Consider the following 23,352-nt stretch of genomic DNA (forward strand, 5'->3'; position numbering starts at 1 on the left):
CCTCACCGTTTGCTTTTGATGATGGTGCCAAGACCTTGCAGGTACGCGACCAGTGCGTCCATTTCGGTCTTGCCCTTGACTGCGTCGCGGGCGCCGGCGATGTCGGCGTCGGTGTAGGGCGTGCCCAAGGTACGCAGCACTTCCAGCTTTTTCGCGGTGTCCTTGCCGTCGAGTTTGTTCTCGACCAGCCACGGGTACGCCGGCATCTTCGACTCCGGCACCACGTTGCGCGGGTTGTACAGGTGCGCGCGGTGCCAGTCATCCGAGTAGCGCCCGCCCACACGGGCCAGGTCCGGGCCAGTCCGCTTGGACCCCCACAGGAACGGGTGGTCCCACACGCTTTCACCGGCTACCGAATAGTGGCCGTAGCGCTCGGTTTCGGCACGGAACGGGCGGATCATCTGCGAGTGGCAGCCCACGCAGCCTTCGCGGATGTAGACGTCGCGGCCTTCGACTTCCAGCGCGGTGCGTGGCTTCATGCCTTCGACCGGTTTGTTGGTCACGTCCTGGAAAAACAGCGGGACGATCTGGGTCAGGCCACCAACGCTCACGGCGATGACCATGAAGAAGGCCAGCAGGCCTATGTTCTTCTCGACGGCTTCATGCTTCATCAGTGCGCTCCCACGACGACGATCTTGGCGGCTTCTTCAGCCTGCGCCGGGTTGGCGGCGCGTACGGTACGGAACACGTTGTAGGCCATCAGCAACATGCCGGAGGCGAAGAACGCGCCGCCCAATGCCCGGACGATGTAACCCGGGTGGCTGGCCTGCAGGGCTTCGACGAAGGAGTACGTGAGGGTGCCGTCATCGTTGATGGCGCGCCACATCAGGCCTTGGGTGATGCCGTTCACCCACATCGAGGCGATGTACAGCACCGTACCGATGGTGGCCAGCCAGAAGTGCGCGTTGATCAGGCCGATGCTGTGCATCTGCTCGCGGCCGTAGAGTTTCGGGATCATGTGGTAAACCGCGCCGATCGAAATCATCGCCACCCAGCCCAGGGCGCCGGCATGTACGTGGCCGATGGTCCAGTCGGTGTAGTGCGACAGCGAGTTCACGGTTTTGATGGCCATCATCGGGCCTTCGAAGGTGGACATGCCGTAGAACGCCAGCGATACAACCAAAAAGCGCAGGATCGGGTCGGTGCGCAGTTTGTGCCAGGCGCCCGACAGGGTCATCATGCCGTTGATCATGCCGCCCCAGCTTGGCGCCAGCAGGATGATCGACATCACCATGCCCAGTGACTGTGCCCAGTCGGGCAGGGCGGTGTAGTGCAGGTGGTGCGGGCCGGCCCAGATGTACAGGGTGATCAGTGCCCAGAAGTGCACGATCGACAAGCGATACGAGTAGATCGGCCGCTCAGCCTGCTTGGGTACGAAGTAGTACATCATGCCCAGGAAGCCGGTGGTGAGGAAAAAGCCCACCGCATTGTGGCCGTACCACCACTGGATCATCGCGTCGGTGGCGCCGGCGTAGGCCGAGTACGACTTGAACAGGCTCACCGGCAGCGAGATGTGGTTGACGATGTGCAGCATCGCGGTGACCACGATGAAGGCGCCGTAGAACCAGTTGCCCACATAGATGTGCTTGGTCTTGCGTTTGACGATGGTGCCGAAGAACACCAGCCCGTAGGTAACCCAGACGATGGCCAGCAGGATCGCGATCGGCCATTCCAGCTCGGCGTATTCCTTGGTGGTGGTGTAGCCCATCGGCAGGGTGACCAGCGCGCCGACGATAACCGCCTGCCAGCCCCAGAAGGTGAAGGCGGCCATGCTGTCGGAGATCAGCCGCGTCTGGCAGGTTCGTTGCACCACGTAGTAGCTGGTGGCGAACAACGCACAGCCGCCGAAGGCGAAGATGACCAGGTTGGTGTGCAGCGGGCGCAGGCGGCCGAAGCTGGTCCAGGGCAGGTCCAGGTTCAGTTGCGGCCACACCAGCTGCGAGGCGATGAAGACGCCGAGGCCCATGCCAAGGATCCCCCAGACCACCGTCATGATGGCGAACTGGCGGACGACCTTGTAGTTATAAGCAGTCGGACTGATTGCTGTGCTCATTGCTAAGGTTCCACGGTTTTGGTGTTCTTGTTGGTTGAAAAATCGGCGCCAGTATCGATAACCACCAGGGTTAAGGCAACGCAAGACGACATGCGCCGACCCGTGTCCAGGCCCTCTGGCCGGTGTCCCGCGGCGTTTGGGTCTGGGCAATTGTACACAAATAAATATTTGTAATGTGTACCGTTTTTCGCCTTTTTCTGATCGATCGGTCAAGCTTTTTTAAGGCGGCGTCAGGCTGTGCGCCGCGGTTGCCTCGGTCTTTTCGGAGCGAAGGCTACTGTGGCAACAAGCTTAGTTCTGTTCGGGGGGGGGGGGCAAGGAGGGGGGAGGGCGCCGCTGTGCGGCGCATCGCGGCTGAAGCCGCTCCTACAGGGGAGCGTATCTCCCTGTAGGAGCGGATTTATCCGCGAGAGGCCAAGCCTGCTTACTCGGCAGCCTGCGACAAGCTATACACATAAGCCGCCAGCAAATGCACCTTGTCGTTGCCTTGAATCTCCGCCTGGGCCGGCATCTGCCCCTGGCGGCCATAACGGATGGTCTGCTGCAACTGGGCAAAACTCGACCCGTAGATGAACGCTTGCGGATGGTTCAGGTTCGGCGCGCCCATGGCCGGGGTGCCGTTGCCTTCAGGCCCGTGGCAGGCCACGCAGTTGGCGGCAAAGATTTCCTTGCCCTTGGCCACGTCAGCGTTGGCCCCTTCCGGCAGGCTGCGGCCATCAAGGTTGGTCAGCACATAGCCGGCCACATCCGCCACCCCTTGCTCGCCGATCACCTCGGCCCAGGCCGGCATCACGCCGTGGCGGCCGTTCATGATCGAGGCCTTGATAGTCTCCGGCTCGCCACCCCAGCGCCAGTCCTTGTCGGTCAGGTTGGGGAAGCCGTAGGCGCCCTTGGCATCCGAGCCGTGGCATACCGAGCAGTTGGAGGCGAACAGGCGGCCACCCATTTTCAGGGCTTGCGGGTCTTTGGCCACTTCCTCCACCGGCATGGCGGCGTACTTGGCGAAGATCGGGCCAAACCTGGCGTCGGCCTTGTCCATCTCCTTTTGCCACTCGTTGGCGCCGGTCCAGCCGTTTTCATACCCCGGCAGCACGCCTTTCCAGTTGCCCAGGCCCGGGTACAGGATGAGGTAACCCACACCGAACACCAAGGTGCCGACAAACAGCCAGAACCACCACTTGGGCAGCGGGTTGTCGTATTCCTCGATGCCGTCGAAGGTGTGGCCCATGGTCTGGTCGGTGGTTTGGTTGCTCTGGCCCTTGCGGGTGCCGAGCAGCAGCCACGTCAGGCCGATCAGGCTGCCCAGGGTCAGTACGCTGATGTACGTACTCCAGAAGGTGGTCATTGTGCGGTACTCCTCGGGGCAGCAGGTTCCTGCCCGGCAGGGGGCAGGCGGTCGTCGACGAAGGGCAGCAGGCGCGCTTCGGCGAAGTCACGGTCGCGGCGGCGGTTGAACACCCACAGGGTGAGGCCGATGAAGGCGATCATCACCACCAGGGTGCCCAGGCCGCGGATCATGCCGATGTCCAGTTCCATGGCACTTACCTCTTGTTCTTGATGGCGGTGCCGAGCACCTGCAAGTAGGCGACCAGGGCGTCCATTTCGGTCTTGCCCTTGACCGCCTCGCGGGCACCGGCGATGTCGGCGTCGGTGTACGGCACGCCGAGGGTGCGCAGGGTGCGCATCTTGGTGTCGGTGTGGCTGTTGTCGACCTGCTGGGCGACCAGCCACGGGTACGACGGCATCTTCGACTCCGGCACCACGTTGCGCGGGTTGTACAGATGCGCGCGGTGCCAGTCGTCCGAGTAGCGCCCGCCCACGCGGGCCAGGTCCGGCCCGGTGCGCTTGGAACCCCACAGGAACGGGTGGTCCCACACGCTTTCACCGGCCACCGAGTAGTGGCCGTAGCGCTCGGTTTCGGCGCGGAACGGGCGGATCATCTGCGAGTGGCAGCCCACGCAGCCCTCGCGGATATAGATGTCCCGGCCTTCCAGCTGCAGCGCGGTGTAGGGCTTCATGCCTTCGACGGGTTTGTTGGTCACGTCCTGGAAAAACAACGGGACGATCTGGGTCAGGCCGCCGATGCTCACGGCAAACACCATCAGCAGGGCCAGCAGGCCGACGTTCTTCTCGATGACTTCATGTTTCATCAGGCAGGTCTCCTCAAGCCAGCTGGGCGTTCGCAGGGGCAGCGTCGAGCGCTGGCGCGCGTACCGTGCGCCAGGTGTTCCAGGCCATCAGGAACATGCCGCTGAGGAAGATCGCGCCGCCCACGAAGCGCACGATGAAGCCCGGGTGGCTGGCCACCAGGGTTTCCACGAACGAGTAAGTGAGCGTGCCGTCGCTGTTGACCGCGCGCCACATCAGGCCTTGAGCGATGCCGTTGACCCACATCGAGGCGATGTACAACACGGTACCGATGGTCGCCAGCCAGAAGTGGGCGTTGATCAGGCCGATGCTGTGCATCTGCTGTTTGCCGAACACTTTCGGGATGGTGTGGTACAGGGCGCCGATCGAGATCATCGCCACCCAACCCAGCGCGCCGGCGTGTACGTGGCCGATGGTCCAGTCGGTGTAGTGGGACAACGCATTGACCGTCTTGATGGCCATCATCGGGCCTTCGAAGGTGGACATGCCGTAGAACGCCAGCGATACCACGAGGAAGCGCAGGATCGGGTCGCTGCGCAGTTTGTGCCAGGCACCCGACAGGGTCATCATGCCGTTGATCATTCCGCCCCAGCTCGGTGCCAGCAGGATCAGCGACATCACCATGCCCAGCGACTGCGCCCAGTCGGGCAGGGCGGTGTAGTGCAGGTGGTGTGGGCCGGCCCAGATGTACAGGGTGATCAGCGCCCAGAAGTGCACGATCGACAGGCGATAAGAGTACACCGGCCGTTCGGCCTGTTTGGGCACGTAGTAGTACATCATCCCCAGGAAGCCTGCAGTGAGGAAAAAGCCCACCGCGTTGTGCCCGTACCACCACTGCACCATGGCGTCGGTGGCGCCGGCGTACACTGAATACGACTTGGTCAGGCTGACCGGCAGCTCCAGGTTGTTGACGATGTGCAGGATCGCCACGGTGAGGATGAACGCACCGAAGAACCAGTTGCCCACATAGATGTGTTTGGTGGTGCGCTTGATCAGCGTGCCGAAGAACACGATGGCGTAGGCTACCCAGACAATGGTGATCAGGATGTCGATCGGCCATTCCAGCTCGGCGTATTCCTTGGAACTGGTGTAGCCCAGCGGCAGCGTGATGGCCGCCAGCAGAATCACCAGTTGCCAGCCCCAGAAGGTGAACGCGGCCAGTTTGGGCGCGAACAGGGTGGTCTGGCAGGTGCGTTGCACCGAATAATAGGAAGTGGCAAACAGCGCACAGCCGCCGAAGGCGAAGATCACCGCATTGGTATGCAGTGGGCGCAGGCGGCCGAAGCTGGTCCAGGGGAGGTCGAAGTTCAGGGAGGGCCAGGCAAGCTGGGCGGCGATGAAGACGCCGAGCCCCATCCCGACGATTCCCCACACCACCGTCATGATGGCGAATTGGCGGACCACCTTGTAGTCATAGGCGGTACTGCTGGTTGTGTTCATGTATGGGTTTCCATCCACGGTTATTTTGGCAGGCTGTACAGCGAGGCAAGCATGAGTAATGGGCAATGTGCCGGTATTGACGGGGATCAATGGGCGAAGATCGGAAATGTCCCAGGCTTGCGCTGCGATCCTGCGCACACGCAGGGGCAGGGCGGTGCCCGCGCCACCCTGATCCTGGCCCATGGCGCAGGGGCGCCGATGGACAGCGATTTCATGAACGACATCGCGCAAAGGCTGGCGGCACTTGGGGTGGGGGTGGTTCGCTTCGAGTTCCCCTACATGGCCGAACGCAGGGTTACCGGCGGCAAGCGGCCACCCAACCCACAGAAGGTTTTGCTTGAGTGCTGGCGCGAGGTGTACCGGCAGGTGCGACCTTTAGTCACGGGCACGTTGGCGATTGGCGGCAAGTCCATGGGCGGGCGCATGGCCAGTTTGCTGGCTGACGAATTGGGCGCGGATGCGCTGGTGTGCCTGGGGTATCCGTTCTATGCGGTGGGCAAGCCGGAGAAACCACGGGTGGAGCATTTAGCGGGGTTGAAAGCCCGGACGTTGATCGTTCAAGGGGAGCGCGATGCGCTGGGCAATCGTGAGGCGGTGGCGGGGTATGCGCTGTCACCGTCGATCGAGGTGAGCTGGCTGGAGGCGGGGGATCATGACCTGAAACCGTTGAAGGCTTCCGGGTTCAGCCATGGGCAGCATCTGCAGGCGGCGGCTGAGCGGGTGGCGAGTTTCCTGGTGAAACAGTGATGGATTTTTCGCGGATAAATCCGCTCCTACAGGGTGTGCGCGTAATCTTGTAGGAGCGGATTTATCCGCGATGAGGCCGGACCTGCCTACCGCTTAATCACGGTACTCGCACAGGTAAGCCGTCTCTACCGCCACTTTCAGCTGGAACTTGCTGTCGGCGGCCACATTGAACTTGTCACCGGCATTGAAGGTTTCCCAGTTGTCGCTACCCGGCAGTTTCACGGTCAGCGCGCCCGACACCACGTGCATGATCTCGCGCTTGGCCGTGCCAAACTCATATTCGCCCGGGGCCATGACGCCAACGGTGGCCGGACCTTCAGTGCCTTCGAAGGCGATCGACTTGACGGTGCCATCGAAGTACTCGTTGACCTTGAACATAGGGCGACTCCTGAACTGAGAGGATGAAAAAAGGGCTGGCCAGTATGCCCAAGGCCACAGCCCCCGTCATCTGCTTTCAAGCGCCGTTGGCAGGCAAGGTCAAAGGCAGCAAACGGGCGGTGTTGCGCGCATCTTCCAGGGCCCGGTGCTGCTGGCCGCAAAACTGCATGCCGGCCAGTTGCAGCGCACCGTTGAGCCCTGTCGGTTTCTGCAGGTGGCGGGCTTTGGCGAAGCGCTGCTTGAGGTTGATGTGCGGCAACTCGCGCAACAGGCTGTCCACCTGGTGCTGTTGCCAGTCCTGCAACAGTTGCTGGCGGTCGTAATCGCCCCAGCTGACCCACGCCTGCAATTGCCCGCGGTGATGTTCCAGCCAGCGCTCGAAGCGCCCCCACACCTCGGGGAACGATGCCGCGCTGTCGACACTGGCCTGGCTGATGTGCGTCAGCTCGCGGCAGAACGGCGTCAGCTGCGGCCGCCGCCGGGGCCTTACGAAGCGCTGGAAGTGGTCCACTTCGCGGCCTTCGCGGGTCACCAGGCTGGCGCCAATTTCTATGATTTCCATCTCCGTCACCGGCCAGCCACCGTCATCGGTGGTTGCTTCCAGGTCGATTACCAACCAGTGGCCCATTTCAGGCTCCCTCGACATTCGTGCCAAGCAGCGTAGCCAATCTGCGGCCACACGGCATCCCGTGGCACTTTGGCATAACCCGCAGTTGTGCCCGTGCGGGAAAACGCCTAGCTTAGGTGCATCCAGGTTTGAACCGTGATGAGCATCCGTCTTGACTCCTGTGCCCGGCCTGAAGGTCTTCACCACCCTGTTGCTGCTCGCTACGGCATGGCTTGCAGTGCCGGCCTGGGCTGCCGATGCCATCGACGTGAAGATTGGTGCCGCACATTTTCCGCCTTATACCGTGCGCCCAGAGCAGGGCGCCGACACGGGTCTGCTGCCGCAACTGGTCGATGCCTTGAACCGTGTACAACATCAGTACAACTTCGTGCTGGTGCCCACGTCGATTCAGCGGCGCTTTGGCGACCTGCAGCAAGGCCGCACCGACATGGCCATTTTCGAAAACCCGCAATGGGGTTGGCAGAATGTTCCGCACCAGACTGTGGACATGGGCCTGGAAGATGCCGAAGTGTTCGTGGCCAGAAAGCGCGATGGCCAGAACCCGCGCTATTTCGAAGACCTGGACGGCAAGCGCCTGGCACTGTTCAACGGCTACCACTACGCCTTCGCCCACTTCAACCCCGACCCCAATTACTTGCGCGAAGCCTACAACGCGACGCTGACGTATTCCCATGACAGCAACCTGCTGATGGTGCAGGCCGGTCGCGCCGACATTGCGCTGGTCACGCGCTCCTACCTCAGTGATTTTCTGGCGCGCAACCCGCAAAGCAAGGGCCAGCTGATCGCCTCGCCACGCATTGACCAGCTCTACCACCATTACGCCCTGTTGCGCCCCCATGCCCCCATCACCGCAGAGCAGTTCGCCGGGTTGATGCACAACCTGCGAGACACTGGCGAGTTGGCGCGGATCTTCGAACCCTACCGGATCACCGTCACACCCCCGGCCGACTAAATTCCCCACTGGCGCCCACGTTTCAGAAGTGAGCCCCTCTTTCATTTCTTCGTGAGCCATGACCATGCCGTTCGATGCCGCTTCGCAGCCTCTGTCACAGCCTCGTTGGCGCAACCTGCACGCCGATGAAGGCGACCGCTGGCTGAGCCTGACCCTTGAAGGCCGCCCGCTGATCCAGGTGCGCCTGGTGCCGGCCGATACCCTTGAGGTGCATGTTGAAAGCCTGTGCCCGGAGCGGCCGCAGCAGGCGTTGTGGGCAGCCTGTTACTGGCTGTTGTCGCGTGAGCCCGCACGCCAACGCCTGGCTTGGCACCTGCCGCAAGCACAGGCTGATGCGCTGGCCAGTGGCCTGTTGTTACCCACCGAGCAGCCGGGGGTATACCTGTGCGAGCGCACGCTGTTCTGGCAGTTGCCGCAGCCGTGGCTGGGCGCGGCGATCAATGACGTGTACCCGCAGCAAATGCAGATGAGCAATGGTAAGCGCCACCCGCGCCGCGCGCCCAAACCGCGTGGTGAGGTGTACCGCCGTTTCGATGCTCGCCTGGGGAGCTGGGTTTCCTTGCGCACGCTGGAAATCGACCACGACCTGGAGCGCTTCAACCGCTGGCAGAACAACCCACGGGTGGAAAAATTCTGGCAGGAAGGCGGCTCACTTGCACAGCACCGCGAGTACCTGGCCAAACTTGAAGCCGACCCGCACACGTTGACGCTGATCGGCTGTTTCGACGACGAGCCATTCGCCTACTTCGAGGCCTACTGGGCCAAGGAAGACCGCATTGCACCGTTCTACCCGGCCGACGATTACGACCGTGGCGTACACATGCTGGTGGGGGAGGAGTCGCACCGCGGGCCACACAAGGTGGCCAGCTGGCTGTCGGCGCTGGTGCACTACCTGTTCCTGGACGACCCGCGCACGCAGCGGGTGGTGGCCGAACCGCGTGCCGACAACGGCAAGATGATCGGCTACATGCAGGATCAGTGCTTCCATTGCGAGAAGGAGTTCGATTTCCCGCACAAGCGGGCGGCATTGATGATTTTGGGGCGGGAGCGGTTTTTCGATCGGTGCAAGTTGGTTTGAAGTTGTTGGGGGCGCTTCGCGCCCCCAACAATCTCAAACCTGGCGATTAGCCGTCTTGCGGCAATGTACCAGCGCATCCCGAATCATGAAGTTGACCAGCGTCGGCGAAACGCCCAATTCCTTGGCAATGTCCTTCTGCGGCACACCATGCAGGCGGTACATCTCAAAGGCATAACGCGTGCGCTGGGGCAGTTCGTTCAACGCCTCGGCGATGTTCTCCAGCGCCGCCCGGTTGATGTGCATGGCCTCGGGTGACGCATTCAGCACCACCACATTCAGGCCCTCTTCCTCACTGCCGGAGTACTTGAGCTCCATCGCCTGCTTGCGGTAGTGGTCGATGGCCAGGTTGCGCACGATCTGGAACAGGTAGCTGAGCTGGGCTTTGAACGACGAGGTGATCTGTGGCGCGGCGCTTAGCCGGAAGAACGCGTCCTGCACCACATCCTCGGCACGCGAGCGGCAGCCGGTAATGCGGGCCGCGATCTTTACCAGAATGCCACGGTTGTCGACAAATGCCTGGAGTAACGGTGAATCGCACTTACTTGTGGATAGTTGTTCCGCCATGGAAATCACCTTGTCTCAGATAGGAGAGGGAGCACCCAACGTTGGGAAGCTTCCTACGACGTGCGACAAACTATTCAGAATGATAATGATTGTCAAATACGAAAGTTAATGAGTATCGATGAGTTTCGGTTCTAAGCCGGCGCCTGTGACGGCGTTCACGTTGCGTAAGCGTTGCACTGCTGCTTCGTCGGTAATTTCTTCTCCTGCCCATCCGTTCCCCTCTGTACATCCGGCCCCCGAATGTTGCTTGCCGATACCGCGCAAGCAACCGGCCCGACTTAACCAGACACTGGCAGGAACACCCCATGACGGACGCCTTCGAACTCCCGCTCTCGCTGGTCCAGGCCCTGGCACAACGTGCCGCCCAGACCCCGGACCGCATCGCCTTGCGCTTTCTGGCCGATGCGCCCGCCGAGCAGGCCGTGCTCAGCTATCGGGACCTGGACTCGCGTGCGCGCACCATTGCCGCCGCCTTGCAGGCCCGTGCCGAGTTTGGAGACCGAGCCGTACTGCTGTTCCCGAGTGGCCCCGACTACGTCGCGGCGTTTTTCGGCTGCCTGTACGCCGGTGTGATCGCGGTGCCGGCCTACCCGCCGGAATCATCGCGCCAGCACCATCAGGAGCGTCTGCTGTCGATCATCGACGACGCTGAACCGCGCCTGTTGCTGACCGTATCGACACTGCATGAAAGCCTGCAGGGCCTGGAAGCGCTGGCCAGCGAGCACGGCCCCGAGCTGCTGGCCGTGGACAGCCTCGACCCGGCGCTGGCCGGCACCTGGCGCGAGCCGGCGCTCAAAGCCGACGACATCGCCTTCCTGCAGTACACCTCTGGTTCAACCGCGCTGCCCAAGGGCGTGCAGGTCAGCCACGGCAACCTGGTGGCCAATGAACAATTGATCCGCCAAGGCTTCGGCATCGACCTCAACCCCGATGACGTGATCGTCAGCTGGTTGCCGCTGTACCACGACATGGGCCTGATCGGCGGGCTGTTGCAGCCGATCTTCAGTGGCGTGCCGTGCGTGCTGATGTCGCCGGGCTACTTCCTCGCCCGGCCATTGCGCTGGCTGCAAGCCATCAGCGAGTATGGCGGCACTATCAGCGGTGGCCCCGACTTCGCCTACCGCCTGTGCAGCGAGCGTGTCAGTGAAGCGGCCCTGGCTGGCCTCGACCTGAGCCGCTGGCGCGTGGCGTATTCCGGCTCAGAACCCATCCGCCAGGACAGCCTGCATACCTTCGCCGGCAAGTTTGCCGCCTGTGGCTTCGATGCCAGCAGCTTCTTCGCCAGCTACGGCCTGGCCGAAGCCACCCTGTTCGTCAGCGGCAGCCGCCGTGGCCAGGGCATTGGCGCGCTGGAGCTGGACGCCGAAGCCTTCGCCGCCAACCGCGCCGAAAACGGCAAAGGCAGCGTGCTGATGAGCTGCGGCTACCCGCAGCCGGGCCACGCCGTGCGCATTGTCGAACCTCAGCAATTGCAGGCGCTGGGCGATGATCAGGTTGGCGAGATCTGGGCCGGCGGCCCGAGCATCGCCCACGGCTACTGGCGCAACCCCGAAGCCAGTGCGCGCACCTTCGTTGAAATGGACGGCTACACCTGGCTGCGCACCGGCGACTTGGGCTTCATGCGTGACGGCGAAGTGTTCGTCACCGGCCGCCTGAAGGACATGCTCATCGTGCGGGGCCAGAACCTTTACCCGCAAGACCTGGAAAAAACCCTGGAGCGTGAAGTCGACGTGCTGCGCAAAGGCCGCGTGGCGGTGTTTGCCGTTGACGATCAGGGCGAGGAGGGCATTGGCGTGGCGGTGGAAGTCAGCCGCAACGTGCAGAAGGCCGTCAAACCCCAGGACCTGATCAAGACCCTGCGCCAGGTCATCGCCGACGCCTGCCGCCAGGCACCGGCGGTGGTGCTGTTGCTCAACCCGGGTGCGCTGCCCAAGACCTCCAGCGGCAAGCTGCAGCGTTCGGCCTGCCGTTTGCGCATGAACGATGGCAGCCTCGATTGCTATGCGCGCTTCCCTGAGGCGGCCGAGCCGCGTGCGGCTGCTACAGCGGGCGATGACCTGCAGCAGCGTATCGCTGCCATCTGGCGTGACATCCTCGATGTCGAGACGGTCGCCACCGATGACCACTTCCTGCTGCTGGGCGGCAACTCCATCGCCGCCACCCAGGCCACTGCACGCCTTGCCGATGAGCTGGGCATCCACCTCAACCTGCGCACCCTGTTCGAAGCGCCAACCCTGGCCGACTACAGCAGCGCCGTGGCGGCCATCCTCGCCGAAGGTGGCCAGGCCAGCGCCGCCATCAGTGCCCTGAACCGTGGCCAGGCCTTGCCTCAATCCCTGGCACAAAACCGCCTGTGGCTGCTGTGGCAACTGGAGCCGCAATCGGCGGCCTACAACATTCCTGCCGGCCTGCACCTGCGTGGCGAGCTGGACGAAGCCGCGCTTGAGGCTGCGTTCCAGGCACTGGTCGCCCGCCATGAAGCGCTGCGCACCGTGTTCAGCGAAGCAGATGGCCAGGCCCTGCAGCGCATTCTGCCGCATCAGCCATTCGTGCTGGCTCGGCTGGACCTGCAAGGCCTCAGTGCAACCGACGTGGATGCGCGCCGTGAAGCCGAAGCCCGGCAACCGTTCGACCTGGCCCAAGGCCCGTTGCTGCGCGTAACCCTGGCGCGCCTGGACGACGAAGACCATCAACTGTGGGTAACCCTGCACCACATCATCGCCGACGGCTGGTCGCTGAACATTCTGCTGGCCGAGTTCGCCAAGCTGTACGCGGCCCATTGCCAAGGCCTGGAAGCCAACCTGCCCGCGCTGGCTCTGGGCTATGCCGATTACGGCCACTGGCAGCGCCAGTGGCTGTCCGAAGGTGAAAGCGCCCGCCAGTTGGAGTACTGGAAAACCCGACTGGGCGACGCGCTGCCGGTGCTTGACCTGCACCCGGACCGCCCGCGCACCAGCCAGCCGCAAAACCGCGCCGGGCGCCTGAACCTGAAAGTGCCGGCCAAACTCACCGAAGCCATCAACGCCCTGGCCCGCGACCAGCAGGCCAGCGTATTCATGGTGCTGCTGGCCGCCTGGCAGGGCTTGCTGCACCGCTATACCGGCCAAACCGACATCCGCGTGGGCGTGCCCAACGCCAACCGCCCACGCCACGAAACCCAAGGCATGGTCGGCTTCTTCATCAATACCCAGGTGCTGCGCGGGCAACTCGACGGTCGTCAACCATTCGCCCAATTGCTGGCCCAGGTGCGCCAAACCACCCATGACGCCCAGGCCCATCAGGACTTGCCGTTCGAGCAACTGCTCGAAGCCCTGCCCGAGGCCCGCGAGCAAGGCCTGTTCCAGGTCATGTTCAACCACCAGCAGCGCGACCTGTCGGCCCTGCGCCGCCTGCCGGGCTTGCTGGCCGAAGAACTGCCATGGCACAGCCGCGAAGCCAAGTTCGACCTGCAACTGCACAGCGAAGAAGACCATCAGGGCCGCCTGAGCCTGGCCTTTGACTATGCCGCCGAGCGATTCGACGCCAGCACCGTCCAGCGCCTGGCCCAGCACCTGCTGGCGCTGCTTGAGCAAGTCAGCGCGCAGCCGCAGCTGGCCCTGGCCGATGTGCAGTTACTGGACGAAACAAGCCGCCAACAACTGCTGGCCTGGGGGCAGGCACCCGCCCCGGCGCCCCAGCGCCTGGTGGTAGAGCAACTGAACGAGCAGGCGCGCCTGACCCCGGAGCGCACCGCCCTGGCCTGGGCCGGCGGCAGCCTCGATTACGCCGAATTGCACCAGCAGGCCAACCGCCTGGCCCACTACCTGCGTGACAAGGGCGTCGGCCCCGACACCTGCGTGGCCATCGCCGTCGAGCGCTCGCCGCAACTGCTGGTTGGCCTGTTGGCCATCCTCAAGGCCGGCGGTGCCTATGTACCGCTGGACGTGGACTACCCGGCCGAGCGCCTGGCCTACATGCTGCGCGACTGCCGCGCCAGCCTGCTGCTGAGCACCAGCAGCCAGCTGGGCACGCTGCCGCAGGTGGACGGGGTCAGCGCCATCGCCCTCGACCAGTTGCACCTGGACAGCTGGCCCAGCCAGGCACCGGGCCTGCACCTGCACGGCGACAACCTGGCCTACGTGATCTACACCTCCGGCTCCACCGGCCAACCCAAAGGCGTGGGCAACACCCACGCAGCCCTGGCCGAGCGCCTGCAATGGATGCAGGCCACCTACGCGCTGGATGCCAGCGATGTGCTGATGCAAAAGGCCCCGATCAGCTTCGACGTGTCGGTATGGGAATGCTTCTGGCCGCTGGTCACCGGCTGCAAGCTGGTGCTGGCCGGCCCCGGCGAGCACCGCGACCCGCAACGCATCGCCGCGTTGATGCAAGAGCACGCCGTGACCACGCTGCACTTCGTGCCGCCGCTGTTGCAGGTGTTCGTGCACGAACCGCTGGCCGCAGGCTGCACCAGCTTGCGCCGGCTGTTCTCCGGCGGCGAAGCCCTGTCGGCCAACCTGCGCGACCGCGTGCTGAACCTGCTGCCGCAGGTGCAGCTGCACAACCGCTACGGCCCGACCGAAACCGCCATCAACGTCACCCATTGGCACTGCCAGGCCAGCGATGGCGAGCGTTCGCCCATCGGCCGCCCGCTGGGCAACGTGGTCTGTCGCGTGCTGGATGATTCGCTGGAGCTGGCGGCCCCCGGCGTGCCGGGCGAACTGTACCTCGGTGGCGCGGGCCTGGCCCGTGGTTACCTGGGCCGCCCAGGCCTCACCGCCGAACGCTTCGTGCCCCAGGCCGACGGCGACGGGGCGCGCCTGTACCGCAGCGGCGACCGTGCGCGCTGGCAGGTGCAGGGCGAGGCGCTGGAGTACCTCGGCCGCCTCGACCAGCAGGTGAAGGTGCGTGGCTTCCGCGTGGAGCCTGAAGAGGTGCAGGCCTGCCTGCTTGAACAGCCCGGCGTTAACCAGGCGCTGGTGCTGATTCATCAGGATGCCGTGGGTGCGCAACTGGTCGGCTACTTCAGCGGCCCGGCCAAGGCAGATGTGCTGTTGGCCAACCTGGCTGAACGCCTGCCGGCCTACATGGTGCCGGCCCAGCTTATCGCGCTGGCCAGCATGCCGCTTGGCCCAAGCGGCAAGGTCGACCGCAAGGCGCTGCCAGCGCCGGTTTGGCAGCAGCGTGAACACGTCGCACCGCAAACCGCGCTGCAACAGCAGGTCGCGGCCATTTGGCGCGAGGTGCTCAACCTGCCGCGCGTGGGCCTGCATGACGACTTCTTTGCCCTGGGCGGCCACTCGCTGCTGGCCACCCAGATTGTGTCGCGCACCCGCCAGGCCTGTAACGTGGAGCTGCCGCTGAAGGTGCTGTTCGAGGCCAGCGAACTGGGCGCGTTCTGCGAGCAGATTGCCCGCATTCGCGATGCCGGCGAGCACAACCAGCAGGGCGAAATCGCCCGCGTCGACCGCCGCCAGGCCGTGCCGCTGTCGTACTCGCAGCAACGCATGTGGATCCTCTGGCAGATGGAGCCGGACAGCCCCGCCTACAACGTCGGTGGCATGGCACGCCTGCGGGGCACGCTGCATGTGGATGCCTTCGAGCGCGCGCTGCAGGCGCTGATCGTGCGCCACGAAACCCTGCGCACCACGTTCCCCGCCGTTGATGGCGTGCCGTACCAGTGTGTGGCCGAGCACAGCCCGGTGCAGCTGCAATGGCAAGACTTCAGCGCCCTGGCGCCCGACGCGCGCCAGCAACGCCTGCAGCAACTGGCCGACGACCATGCGCACCAGCCGTTCAACCTGGAGCGCGGCCCGCTGTTGCGCGCCTGCATCGCCAAAACCGAAGACCGCGAGCACTTCTTTGTGCTCACCCTGCACCACATCGTCACCGAAGGCTGGGCCATGGACATCTTCGCCCGCGAACTGGGCGAGTTGTACGAAGCGTTCGTGGACGACCGCGAATCACCGCTGGCGCCACTGCCGGTGCAGTATCTGGATTACAGCGTGTGGCAGCGCCAATGGCTGGAAAGCGGCGAGGGCGCCCGCCAGCTCGCCTACTGGAAGGCCCGCCTGGGCGATGAGCACCCGGTGCTGTCGCTGCCTGCAGACCGCCCACGCCCGGCGGTGCAGAGCCACCGTGGCGAACTGTTCCGCTTCGACCTCGACCCGGCCCTGGTCGCCCGTGTGCATGCCTTCAACAGCCAGCGCGGGCTGACCTTGTTCATGACCATGACCGCCACCCTGGCCGCCTTGCTGCACCGCTATAGCGGCCAGCGCGACCTGCGCATCGGCGCGCCGGTGGCCAACCGTATCCGCCCGGAAAGCGAAGGGTTGATCGGCGCCTTCCTCAACACCCAGGTGCTGCGCTGCGAGGTGGACGGGCAGATGACCGCCGCCGCCTTGCTCGACCAGGTGCGCCAGGCGGCCATCGAAGGCCAGTCGCACCAGGACCTGCCGTTCGATCAACTGGTCGAAGCGCTGCAACCGCCGCGCAGCAGCGCCTATAACCCGCTGTTCCAGGTGATGTGCAACGTGCAGCGCTGGGCCTTCCAGCAAAGCCGTGAACTGGCCGGCATGCAGGTGGATTACCTGGTCAACGACGCCAGCGCCACCAAGTTCGACCTGTACCTGGAAGTGACCGACCTGGACGGCCGCCTGGGCTGCTGCCTGACCTACAGCCGCGACCTGTTCGACGAACCGCGCATCGCCCGCATGGCCGAACACTGGCAGCAATTGCTGGTCGGCCTGCTGAACGACCCGCAACAACGCCTGTGCGAGTTGCCGATGCTCGACGACGCCGAGCAACAGGTGCTGGTCGGCCAACTGCAAGGCGAGCATGATTTTGCCCTGGACCAGACGATCCACGGCCTGTTCGCCGCCCAGGCCGCCCGCACGCCGCAGGCCGGCGCGCTGACCTTTGCCGGCCGGCACCTGAGCTACGCCGAACTCGACCAGCAGGCCAACCGCCTGGCCCGCGCCCTGCGCGAGCGTGGTGTCGGCCCGCAAGTGCGTGTGGGCCTGGCGCTGGAGCGCTCGCTGGAAATGGTCGTGGGCTTGCTGGCCATCCTCAAGGCCGGCGGCGCCTACGTGCCGCTGGACCCGGAATACCCGCTCGACCGCCTGCGCTACATGATCGAGGACAGCCGCATCGGCCTGCTGCTGAGCCAGCGTGCGCTGCTCGACACCCTCGGCGAACTGCCCGAAGGCGTGGCCCGCTGGAGCCTGGAGGACGATGCCGCACAGCTGTCGGTCTACAGCGATGCGCCGCTGGCCAACCTCAACCTGCCGCAGCACCAGGCGTACCTGATCTACACATCCGGCTCCACCGGCAAGCCTAAAGGCGTGGTGGTCAGCCACGGTGAAATCGCCATGCACTGCCAGGCGGTGATCGACGCCTTCGGCATGCGCAGCGACGACTGCGAGCTGCACTTCTATTCCATCAACTTCGATGCCGCCAGCGAGCGGCTGCTGGTGCCGCTGCTGTGCGGCGCGCGCGTGGTGCTGCGTGCCCAGGGCCAGTGGGGCGCCGAGGACATCTGCCAACTGGTGCGCGAGCAGCAGGTGAGCATCCTTGGCTTTACCCCAAGCTACGGCAGCCAGCTGGCTCAATACCTGGCCGGGCAGGGCGAGCAACTGCCCGTGCGCCTGGTGATCACCGGCGGCGAAGCGCTGACCGGCGAGCACCTGCAGCGCATTCGCCAGGCGTTTGCCCCGCAGCAGTTCTTCAACGCCTACGGCCCGACCGAAACGGTGGTGATGCCACTGGCCTGCCTGGCACCGGACACCCTGCCTGCCGACGCCGGCAGCGTGCCGATCGGCCGGGTGATTGGTGCCCGCAGCGCCTACATCCTCGACGAAGACCTGGCCCTGCTGCCGCAGGGTGGCATCGGTGAGCTGTACGTGGGCGGCGCCGGCCTGGCCCAGGGCTATCACGACCGCCCGGGCCTGAGTGCCGAGCGCTTCGTCGCCGACCCGTTCAGCCAGGGTGGCGGGCGCCTGTACCGCACCGGCGACCTGGTGCGCCTGCGCGCCGATGGCTTGGTGGAGTACGTTGGCCGCGCCGACCAGCAAGTGAAAATTCGCGGCTTCCGCATCGAACTGGGCGAAATCGAAAGCCGCCTGCAAGAGCATGCCGATGTGGACGAAGCGGTGGTGCTGGCCCTGGATCTGCCCGGCGGCAAACAGCTGGTGGGCTACCTCGTGTGCAAGCAGGCCGCTGCCGACAAAGAGGCCCAGGCCCTGCTGCGCGAGGCGGTGAAAGCCGATGCTCGCCAGCACCTGCCGGACTACATGGTGCCCGCGCACCTGGTGCTGCTGGGCAGCCTGCCGCTGATGGGCAACGGCAAGCTCGACCGCCGTGCCCTGCCAATGCCGGACCTGGAGGCGGCACTCCAGCATTACCAGGCCCCGGCCAGCGAGTTGGAAACGCAGTTGGCCCAGGTGTGGCGCGACGTGCTGAACGTGGCCCGCGTGGGCGTGCAGGACAACTTCTTCGAGCAGGGCGGCGATTCGATCCTGTCCATCCAGGTGGTCAGCCGCGCTCGCCAGCTGGGCTTGCAGTTCACCCCGCGTGACCTGTTCCAGCACCAGACCATCCAGACGTTGGCCACCGTGGTCACCCGCAGCGAAGCCGACAGCGGCATCGAGCAGGGCGCGCGGGAGGGCAAGAGCGGCCTTACGCCGATTCAGCACTGGTTCTTCGACAGTGACGTGGTGCAGCCGCAGCACTGGAACCAGGCCGTGTTGCTGGCAGCGCGCCAGCCGCTGGCGCGCGACACGCTGCAGCACGCACTGGCCGCGTTGGCCACCCATCACGACAGCCTGCGCCTGCGCTTCAGTCAAAGCGCTGGCCGCTGGCAGGCCGAGTTCGCTGCCCCTGCAGACCAGCAACTGCTGTGGACCGCCACCGTCGCCAATTTCGACGACTGCCAGGCGCTTTACACCGACGTACAACGCAGCCTCGACCTGCAACAAGGCCCGCTGTTGCGTGCGTTGCTGGTCACCGACGGGCAGGGCGCCCAGCGCCTGTTGCTGGCGATTCACCACTTGGTGGTCGACGGTGTGTCCTGGCGTGTGCTGCTTGAAGACCTGCAGGCGCTCTACCGTGGCCAGCCACTGGCGGCCAAGACCCACGCCATGGCCGACTGGGCCGCACGCCTGGTCAACTACGCCGGCAGCGATTCGCTGCGTGACGAGCTGGGCTGGTGGCAAAGCCAGCTGGGCAGCGTGCGGGTTGAGCTGCCGTGCGACCACCCGCAGGGCGGCAACCTGCACCGCCATGCCAACACCTTGGCCATCAGCCTGGACGTGGAGCAGACCCGCCAACTGCTGCAGCAGGCCCCGGCGGCTTACCACACCCAGGTCAACGACCTGTTGCTGACCGCCCTGGCCCGCACTCTGTGCCGCTGGGCTGGCGATGAAGAGGTGCTGGTGCAGCTTGAAGGCCATGGCCGTGACGGTTTGTTCGAGGATATGGACCTTACCCGCAGCGTCGGCTGGTTCACCAACGCCTACCCACTGCGCCTGAGCCCGCAAGCGGGCGAGGACGAAGGGGCGCGCGCCACCTCGATCAAGCGCATCAAGGAACAGTTGCGCCACGTGCCGCACAAAGGCCAGGGTTATGGCGTGCTGCGTTACCTGGCCGACGACGCCACCCGCGAACGCATGGCCGCGCTGCCCCAGGCGCGCATTACCTTCAACTACCTCGGCCAGTTCGACCAGCAGTTCGACAACGCTGCACTGTTCCAGCCGCTGGATGCCCCGGCAGGTCTGGCCCACGACCTGGATGCGCCGCTGCCGAACTGGCTCAGCGTCGACGGCCAGGTATATGGCGGTGCGCTGCAGTTGCGCTGGACCTACAGCACCGAACGCTTCAATGAGCCAACCATTGCCCGCCTCGCCGATGCGTATCGCCAGGAATTGCTGGCCGTGGTGGCCCACTGCCTGGCCGACGGCAACGGCAGCTTCACCCCGTCGGATTTCCCGCTGGCGCACCTGGCCCAGGAGCAGATCGACGCGCTGCCGGTCCCGGCCGCCCAGATCGAAGACGTGTACCCGATGACGCCGATGCAGGAAGGCATGCTGCTGCATACCCTGCTGGAGCCGGGCACCGGCATCTATTACATGCAGGACCGCTACCGCATCAACAGCGCCCTCGACCCGCAGCGCTTCGCCCAGGCCTGGCAGGCCGTGGTGGCGCGCCACGAAGCCTTGCGCGCCTCGTTCAGCTGGAACGCCGGCGAAGCGATGCTGCAGATCATTCACAAACCGGGCAACACACCGGTGGATTACCAGGACTGGCGCGTCCTCGACGAGGCCGCCCAGGAAGCACGCCTGCAAGCCCTGCACAAGCAGGAGCGCGAGGCCGGCTTCGAACTGCTGCACCAGGCCCCGTTCCACCTGCGCCTGGTGCGCGTGGACGATGAGCGCTACTGGTTCATGATGAGCAACCACCACATCCTCATCGATGCCTGGTGCCGCTCGCTGCTGATGAACGATTTCTTCGAAATCTACCAGGCCCTGGGCGAAGGCCGACAGGCCCAGTTGCCGGTGCCGCCGCGCTACCGCGACTACATTGGCTGGCTGCAGCGCCAGGATCTGAACGAAGCGCGCAACTGGTGGCAGGCCAACCTGGCCGGCTTCGAACGCGCCACGGCGCTCCCCAGCGACCGCCCGCTGCGCAACGACCACGCCGGTGATGGCATGGTGGTGGGTGACTGCTACACCCGCCTTGATGTGAGCGATGGCGTGCGCCTGCGTGAACTGGCCCAGGCCCACCAGCTGACCATCAACACCTTTGCCCAGGCGGCATGGGCCCTGGTGCTGGCCCGCTACAGCGGCGAGCGTGACGTGGCCTTTGGCGTGACCGTGGCCGGGCGCCCGGTGAGCCTGCCGCAGATGCAGCGCACCGTCGGCCTGTTCATCAACAGTGTGGCCCTGCGCGTGCAGTTGCCGGCACCGGGCCAGCGCCACAGCGTGCGCCAGTGGCTGCAAGGCCTGCTGGAGCGCAACATGGAGCTGCGCGAGTACGAATATCTGCCGCTGGTGGCGATTCAGGAGTGCAGCGAACTGCCCAAGGGCCAGCCGCTGTTCAACAGCCTGTTCGTGTTCGAAAACGCCCCGGTGGAAACCGCGGTACTCGACCACGCCCAGCACCTGAACGCCAGCTCCGACTCGGGCCGTACCCACACCAACTTCCCGCTGACGGCGGTGTGCTACCCGGGCGACGACCTGGGCCTGCACCTGTCGTTCGACCAGCGTTACTTCGACTACCCGACTGTCGAGCGCCTGCTGGCCGAGTTCAAGCGCCTGCTGCTGGCGCTGGTGCAGGGCTTTGATGGCGAGGTAAGTGCGCTGCCGTTGCTGGGCGAGGACGAGCAACGCTTCCTGCTGGACGACTGCAACCGCACCGAGCACACCTACCCGCTGGAGCAGAGCTACATCGCCCAGTTCGAGGCGCAGGTGGCCGCGCACCCTGAGCGCACCGTGGCCCGTTGCCTGGAAGCGCACTACGACTATGCCGGACTGAACCTGGCGGCCAACCGCCTGGGCCATGCGCTGGTCGCGGCGGGTGTGGCTATCGACCAGCCCGTTGCCTTGCTGGCCGAGCGCGGCCTGCCGCTGCTGGGCATGATCGTCGGCAGCTTCAAGGCCGGCGCCGGCTACTTGCCGCTGGACCCGGGCTTGCCGCCCGCCCGCCTGCAGCGCATCGTCGAGCTCAGCCGCACGCCGGTGCTGGTGTGCAGCGCGGCCTGCGCCGAGCAGGCGCGCCAATTGCTGGACGACCTGGCCGGCGTGGCACGGCCGCAACTGCTGGTGTGGGAAGAAATCCAGGCCAGCAATGTGGCCAGCCACAACCCGGGTATTCACAGCGGCCCGGACAACCTGGCCTACGTGATCTATACCTCCGGCTCCACCGGCCTGCCCAAGGGGGTGATGGTCGAGCAGCGCGGCATGCTCAACAACCAGCTGAGCAAGCTGCCATACCTAGCGCTGAGCGAGCGCGACGTGATCGCCCAGACGGCCTCGCAGAGCTTCGACATTTCGGTGTGGCAGTTCCTTGCCGCGCCGTTGTTCGGGGCCAAGGTCGAGATCGTGCCGAACGCCATCGCCCACGACCCGCAGGGCCTGCTGCAGCACGTTCAGGCAACAGGCATCACCGTGCTGGAGAGCGTGCCGTCGCTGATTCAGGGCATGCTGGCCAACGACCACCAGGCGCTCAGCGGCCTGCGCTGGATGCTGCCGACTGGCGAAGCCATGCCGCCAGAGCTGGCCGCGCAGTGGCTGCAACGCTACCCGGACATTGGCCTTGTTAACGCATACGGGCCAGCGGAGTGCTCGGATGACGTGGCGTTCTTCCGCGTCGACCTGGCCTCGACCCGTGGCAGCTACCTGCCGATCGGCACGCCAACCGATAACAACCGCCTGTACCTGTACGGCGAAGACCAGACGCTGGTGCCGCTGGGCGCCGTGGGTGAGCTGTGCGTGGCCGGTACCGGCGTGGGCCGTGGTTATGTCGGCGACCCGGTGCGTACCGCACTGGCGTTCATCCCGCACCCGCACGGCGCACCGGGTGAACGCCTGTACCGCACCGGCGACCTGGCACGCCGCCGCCCTGACGGGGTGCTGGAGTACGTCGGGCGCATTGACCATCAGGTGAAGATCCGCGGTTATCGCATCGAGCTGGGCGAGATTGAAGCCCGCCTGCACGAACAGGTCGAGCTGCGTGATGCCGCCGTGGCTGTGCAGGAGGGCGCCAACGGCAAGCACCTGGTCGGCTACCTGGTGGCGCACCAGGGCGTGGTGGCCGATGCCGTGCTGCTGGAGCAGGTCAAGCAACGCCTGCGCGCCGAATTGCCGGAGTACATGGTGCCGCTGCACTGGGGCTGGTTCGACAACCTGCCGCACAACGCCAACGGCAAGCTGGACCGCAAGGCCCTGCCGGCCATCGACATTGGCGGCCAGCACAGCCAGGCCTACCTGGCACCGCGTGACGCGCTGGAGGAAACCCTGGCCGGTATCTGGGCCGATGTGCTCAAGGCCGAGCGGGTAGGGGTGCACGACAACTTCTTCGAACTGGGCGGGCACTCGCTGCTGGCTACGCAGATTGCCTCACGGGTGCAGAAGCAGTTGCAGCTGAATGTGCCGCTGCGGGCGATGTTCGAGTGCAGTACGGTGGAGGAGTTAGCCGAGTATGTGCGCGGGTTGCAGGGCAGTGCGCTGGATGAGGGCAAGGTGGATCGGTTGAGTGACCTGATGGCGGAGCTGGAGGGGCTGTAGAACGCTGGGGGCGCTTTGCGCCCCATCGCGGATAAATCCGCTCCTACAGGTGAGCGCGATTCCCTGTAGGAGCGGATTCATCCGCGATAGGGCTGCAACGCAGCC

At 65.0% G+C, this 23,352-nt stretch carries 13 protein-coding genes; 4 read left to right on the forward strand and 9 right to left on the reverse strand.

What is annotated here, in order from left to right; genetic code table 11:
• Positions 1-2 precede the first annotated feature (2 nt).
• From ccoO (PVV54_RS08135) to ccoN (PVV54_RS08160), 6 genes are all read right to left on the reverse strand, one after another.
• Entirely contained in the window at positions 3-611 is a 609-nt protein-coding gene (ccoO, locus tag PVV54_RS08135) for a cytochrome-c oxidase, cbb3-type subunit II (RefSeq protein ID WP_274909434.1), read from the reverse strand.
• On the reverse strand, positions 611-2,053 hold the full coding sequence (gene ccoN / locus PVV54_RS08140) for a cytochrome-c oxidase, cbb3-type subunit I (protein ID WP_274909435.1): 1,443 nt from the start codon (positions 2,051-2,053) through the stop codon (positions 611-613). Before ccoN (PVV54_RS08140) ends, ccoO (PVV54_RS08135) begins: the two co-directional genes overlap by 1 nt.
• A 424-nt stretch (positions 2,054-2,477) precedes the next feature.
• Positions 2,478-3,398 (reverse strand): cytochrome-c oxidase, cbb3-type subunit III, encoded by a 921-nt coding sequence (gene ccoP / locus PVV54_RS08145; RefSeq protein WP_274909436.1) that lies wholly within the window; start codon positions 3,396-3,398, stop codon positions 2,478-2,480.
• Positions 3,395-3,589 carry a cbb3-type cytochrome oxidase subunit 3 gene (locus tag PVV54_RS08150; RefSeq protein WP_274909437.1) on the reverse strand — a complete coding sequence of 65 codons (195 nt, stop codon included), beginning with the start codon at positions 3,587-3,589 and terminating at the stop codon, positions 3,395-3,397. Before PVV54_RS08150 ends, ccoP begins: the two co-directional genes overlap by 4 nt.
• Before the next feature lie 5 nt (positions 3,590-3,594).
• Complete coding sequence (gene ccoO / locus PVV54_RS08155; RefSeq protein ID WP_274909438.1) at positions 3,595-4,203, reverse strand: cytochrome-c oxidase, cbb3-type subunit II; 609 nt, start codon at positions 4,201-4,203, stop codon at positions 3,595-3,597.
• A 13-nt stretch (positions 4,204-4,216) separates the two neighbouring features.
• The gene (gene ccoN / locus PVV54_RS08160) at positions 4,217-5,641 is read right to left on the reverse strand and encodes a cytochrome-c oxidase, cbb3-type subunit I (RefSeq protein ID WP_274909439.1); all 1,425 of its coding nucleotides are present in this window, start codon (positions 5,639-5,641) and stop codon (positions 4,217-4,219) included.
• Positions 5,642-5,692: 51 nt separating this feature from the next.
• Here ccoN (PVV54_RS08160) and PVV54_RS08165 point away from each other — a divergent pair, with 51 nt between their 5' ends.
• Entirely contained in the window at positions 5,693-6,388 is a 696-nt protein-coding gene (locus tag PVV54_RS08165) for an alpha/beta family hydrolase (protein ID WP_274909440.1), read from the forward strand.
• 93 nt (positions 6,389-6,481) lie between these two features.
• Here the strand turns inward: PVV54_RS08165 and ppnP are convergent, their stop codons facing one another.
• Positions 6,482-6,766, reverse strand: coding sequence for a pyrimidine/purine nucleoside phosphorylase (gene ppnP / locus PVV54_RS08170; RefSeq protein WP_274909441.1), 285 nt, complete (start codon positions 6,764-6,766; stop codon positions 6,482-6,484).
• Between the two features lie 76 nt (positions 6,767-6,842).
• Positions 6,843-7,394: an exonuclease domain-containing protein gene (locus PVV54_RS08175; RefSeq protein WP_274909442.1), complete on the reverse strand. Its 552-nt coding sequence runs from the start codon at positions 7,392-7,394 to the stop codon at positions 6,843-6,845.
• 151 nt (positions 7,395-7,545) lie between these two features.
• On the opposite strand from PVV54_RS08175, the gene PVV54_RS08180 reads away from it, so the two are divergent.
• Positions 7,546-8,346 (forward strand): substrate-binding periplasmic protein, encoded by an 801-nt coding sequence (locus PVV54_RS08180; RefSeq protein WP_274909443.1) that lies wholly within the window; start codon positions 7,546-7,548, stop codon positions 8,344-8,346.
• 64 nt (positions 8,347-8,410) lie between these two features.
• The gene (locus PVV54_RS08185; RefSeq protein WP_274909444.1) at positions 8,411-9,424 is read left to right on the forward strand and encodes a GNAT family N-acetyltransferase; all 1,014 of its coding nucleotides are present in this window, start codon (positions 8,411-8,413) and stop codon (positions 9,422-9,424) included.
• 33 nt (positions 9,425-9,457) lie between these two features.
• Here PVV54_RS08185 and PVV54_RS08190 read toward each other — a convergent pair whose 3' ends face one another.
• Positions 9,458-9,988 (reverse strand): RNA polymerase factor sigma-70, encoded by a 531-nt coding sequence (locus PVV54_RS08190; protein WP_274909445.1) that lies wholly within the window; start codon positions 9,986-9,988, stop codon positions 9,458-9,460.
• Between the two features lie 305 nt (positions 9,989-10,293).
• Between PVV54_RS08190 and PVV54_RS08195 the strand changes: the two genes are divergently transcribed.
• Positions 10,294-23,247, forward strand: a complete 12,954-nt coding sequence (locus PVV54_RS08195; protein WP_274909446.1) for a non-ribosomal peptide synthetase — start codon at positions 10,294-10,296, stop codon at positions 23,245-23,247.
• Positions 23,248-23,352 lie beyond the last annotated feature (105 nt).

The organism is Pseudomonas sp. PSKL.D1 (genome assembly GCF_028898945.1).
Lineage (GTDB): Bacteria > Pseudomonadota > Gammaproteobacteria > Pseudomonadales > Pseudomonadaceae > Aquipseudomonas.

What these genes read in the sequence shown, in the direction of transcription:
- ccoO (WP_274909434.1), bottom strand. Translation starts at nt 611, where the DNA reads ATGAAGCATGAAGCCGTCGAGAAGAACATAGGCCTGCTGGCCTTCTTC.
- ccoN (WP_274909435.1), bottom strand. Translation starts at nt 2,053, where the DNA reads ATGAGCACAGCAATCAGTCCGACTGCTTATAACTACAAGGTCGTCCGC.
- ccoP (WP_274909436.1), bottom strand. Translation starts at nt 3,398, where the DNA reads ATGACCACCTTCTGGAGTACGTACATCAGCGTACTGACCCTGGGCAGC.
- PVV54_RS08150 (WP_274909437.1), bottom strand. Translation starts at nt 3,589, where the DNA reads ATGGAACTGGACATCGGCATGATCCGCGGCCTGGGCACCCTGGTGGTG.
- ccoO (WP_274909438.1), bottom strand. Translation starts at nt 4,203, where the DNA reads ATGAAACATGAAGTCATCGAGAAGAACGTCGGCCTGCTGGCCCTGCTG.
- ccoN (WP_274909439.1), bottom strand. Translation starts at nt 5,641, where the DNA reads ATGAACACAACCAGCAGTACCGCCTATGACTACAAGGTGGTCCGCCAA.
- PVV54_RS08165 (WP_274909440.1), top strand. Translation starts at nt 5,693, where the DNA reads ATGAGTAATGGGCAATGTGCCGGTATTGACGGGGATCAATGGGCGAAG.
- ppnP (WP_274909441.1), bottom strand. Translation starts at nt 6,766, where the DNA reads ATGTTCAAGGTCAACGAGTACTTCGATGGCACCGTCAAGTCGATCGCC.
- PVV54_RS08175 (WP_274909442.1), bottom strand. Translation starts at nt 7,394, where the DNA reads ATGGGCCACTGGTTGGTAATCGACCTGGAAGCAACCACCGATGACGGT.
- PVV54_RS08185 (WP_274909444.1), top strand. Translation starts at nt 8,411, where the DNA reads ATGCCGTTCGATGCCGCTTCGCAGCCTCTGTCACAGCCTCGTTGGCGC.
- PVV54_RS08190 (WP_274909445.1), bottom strand. Translation starts at nt 9,988, where the DNA reads ATGGCGGAACAACTATCCACAAGTAAGTGCGATTCACCGTTACTCCAG.
- PVV54_RS08195 (WP_274909446.1), top strand. Translation starts at nt 10,294, where the DNA reads ATGACGGACGCCTTCGAACTCCCGCTCTCGCTGGTCCAGGCCCTGGCA.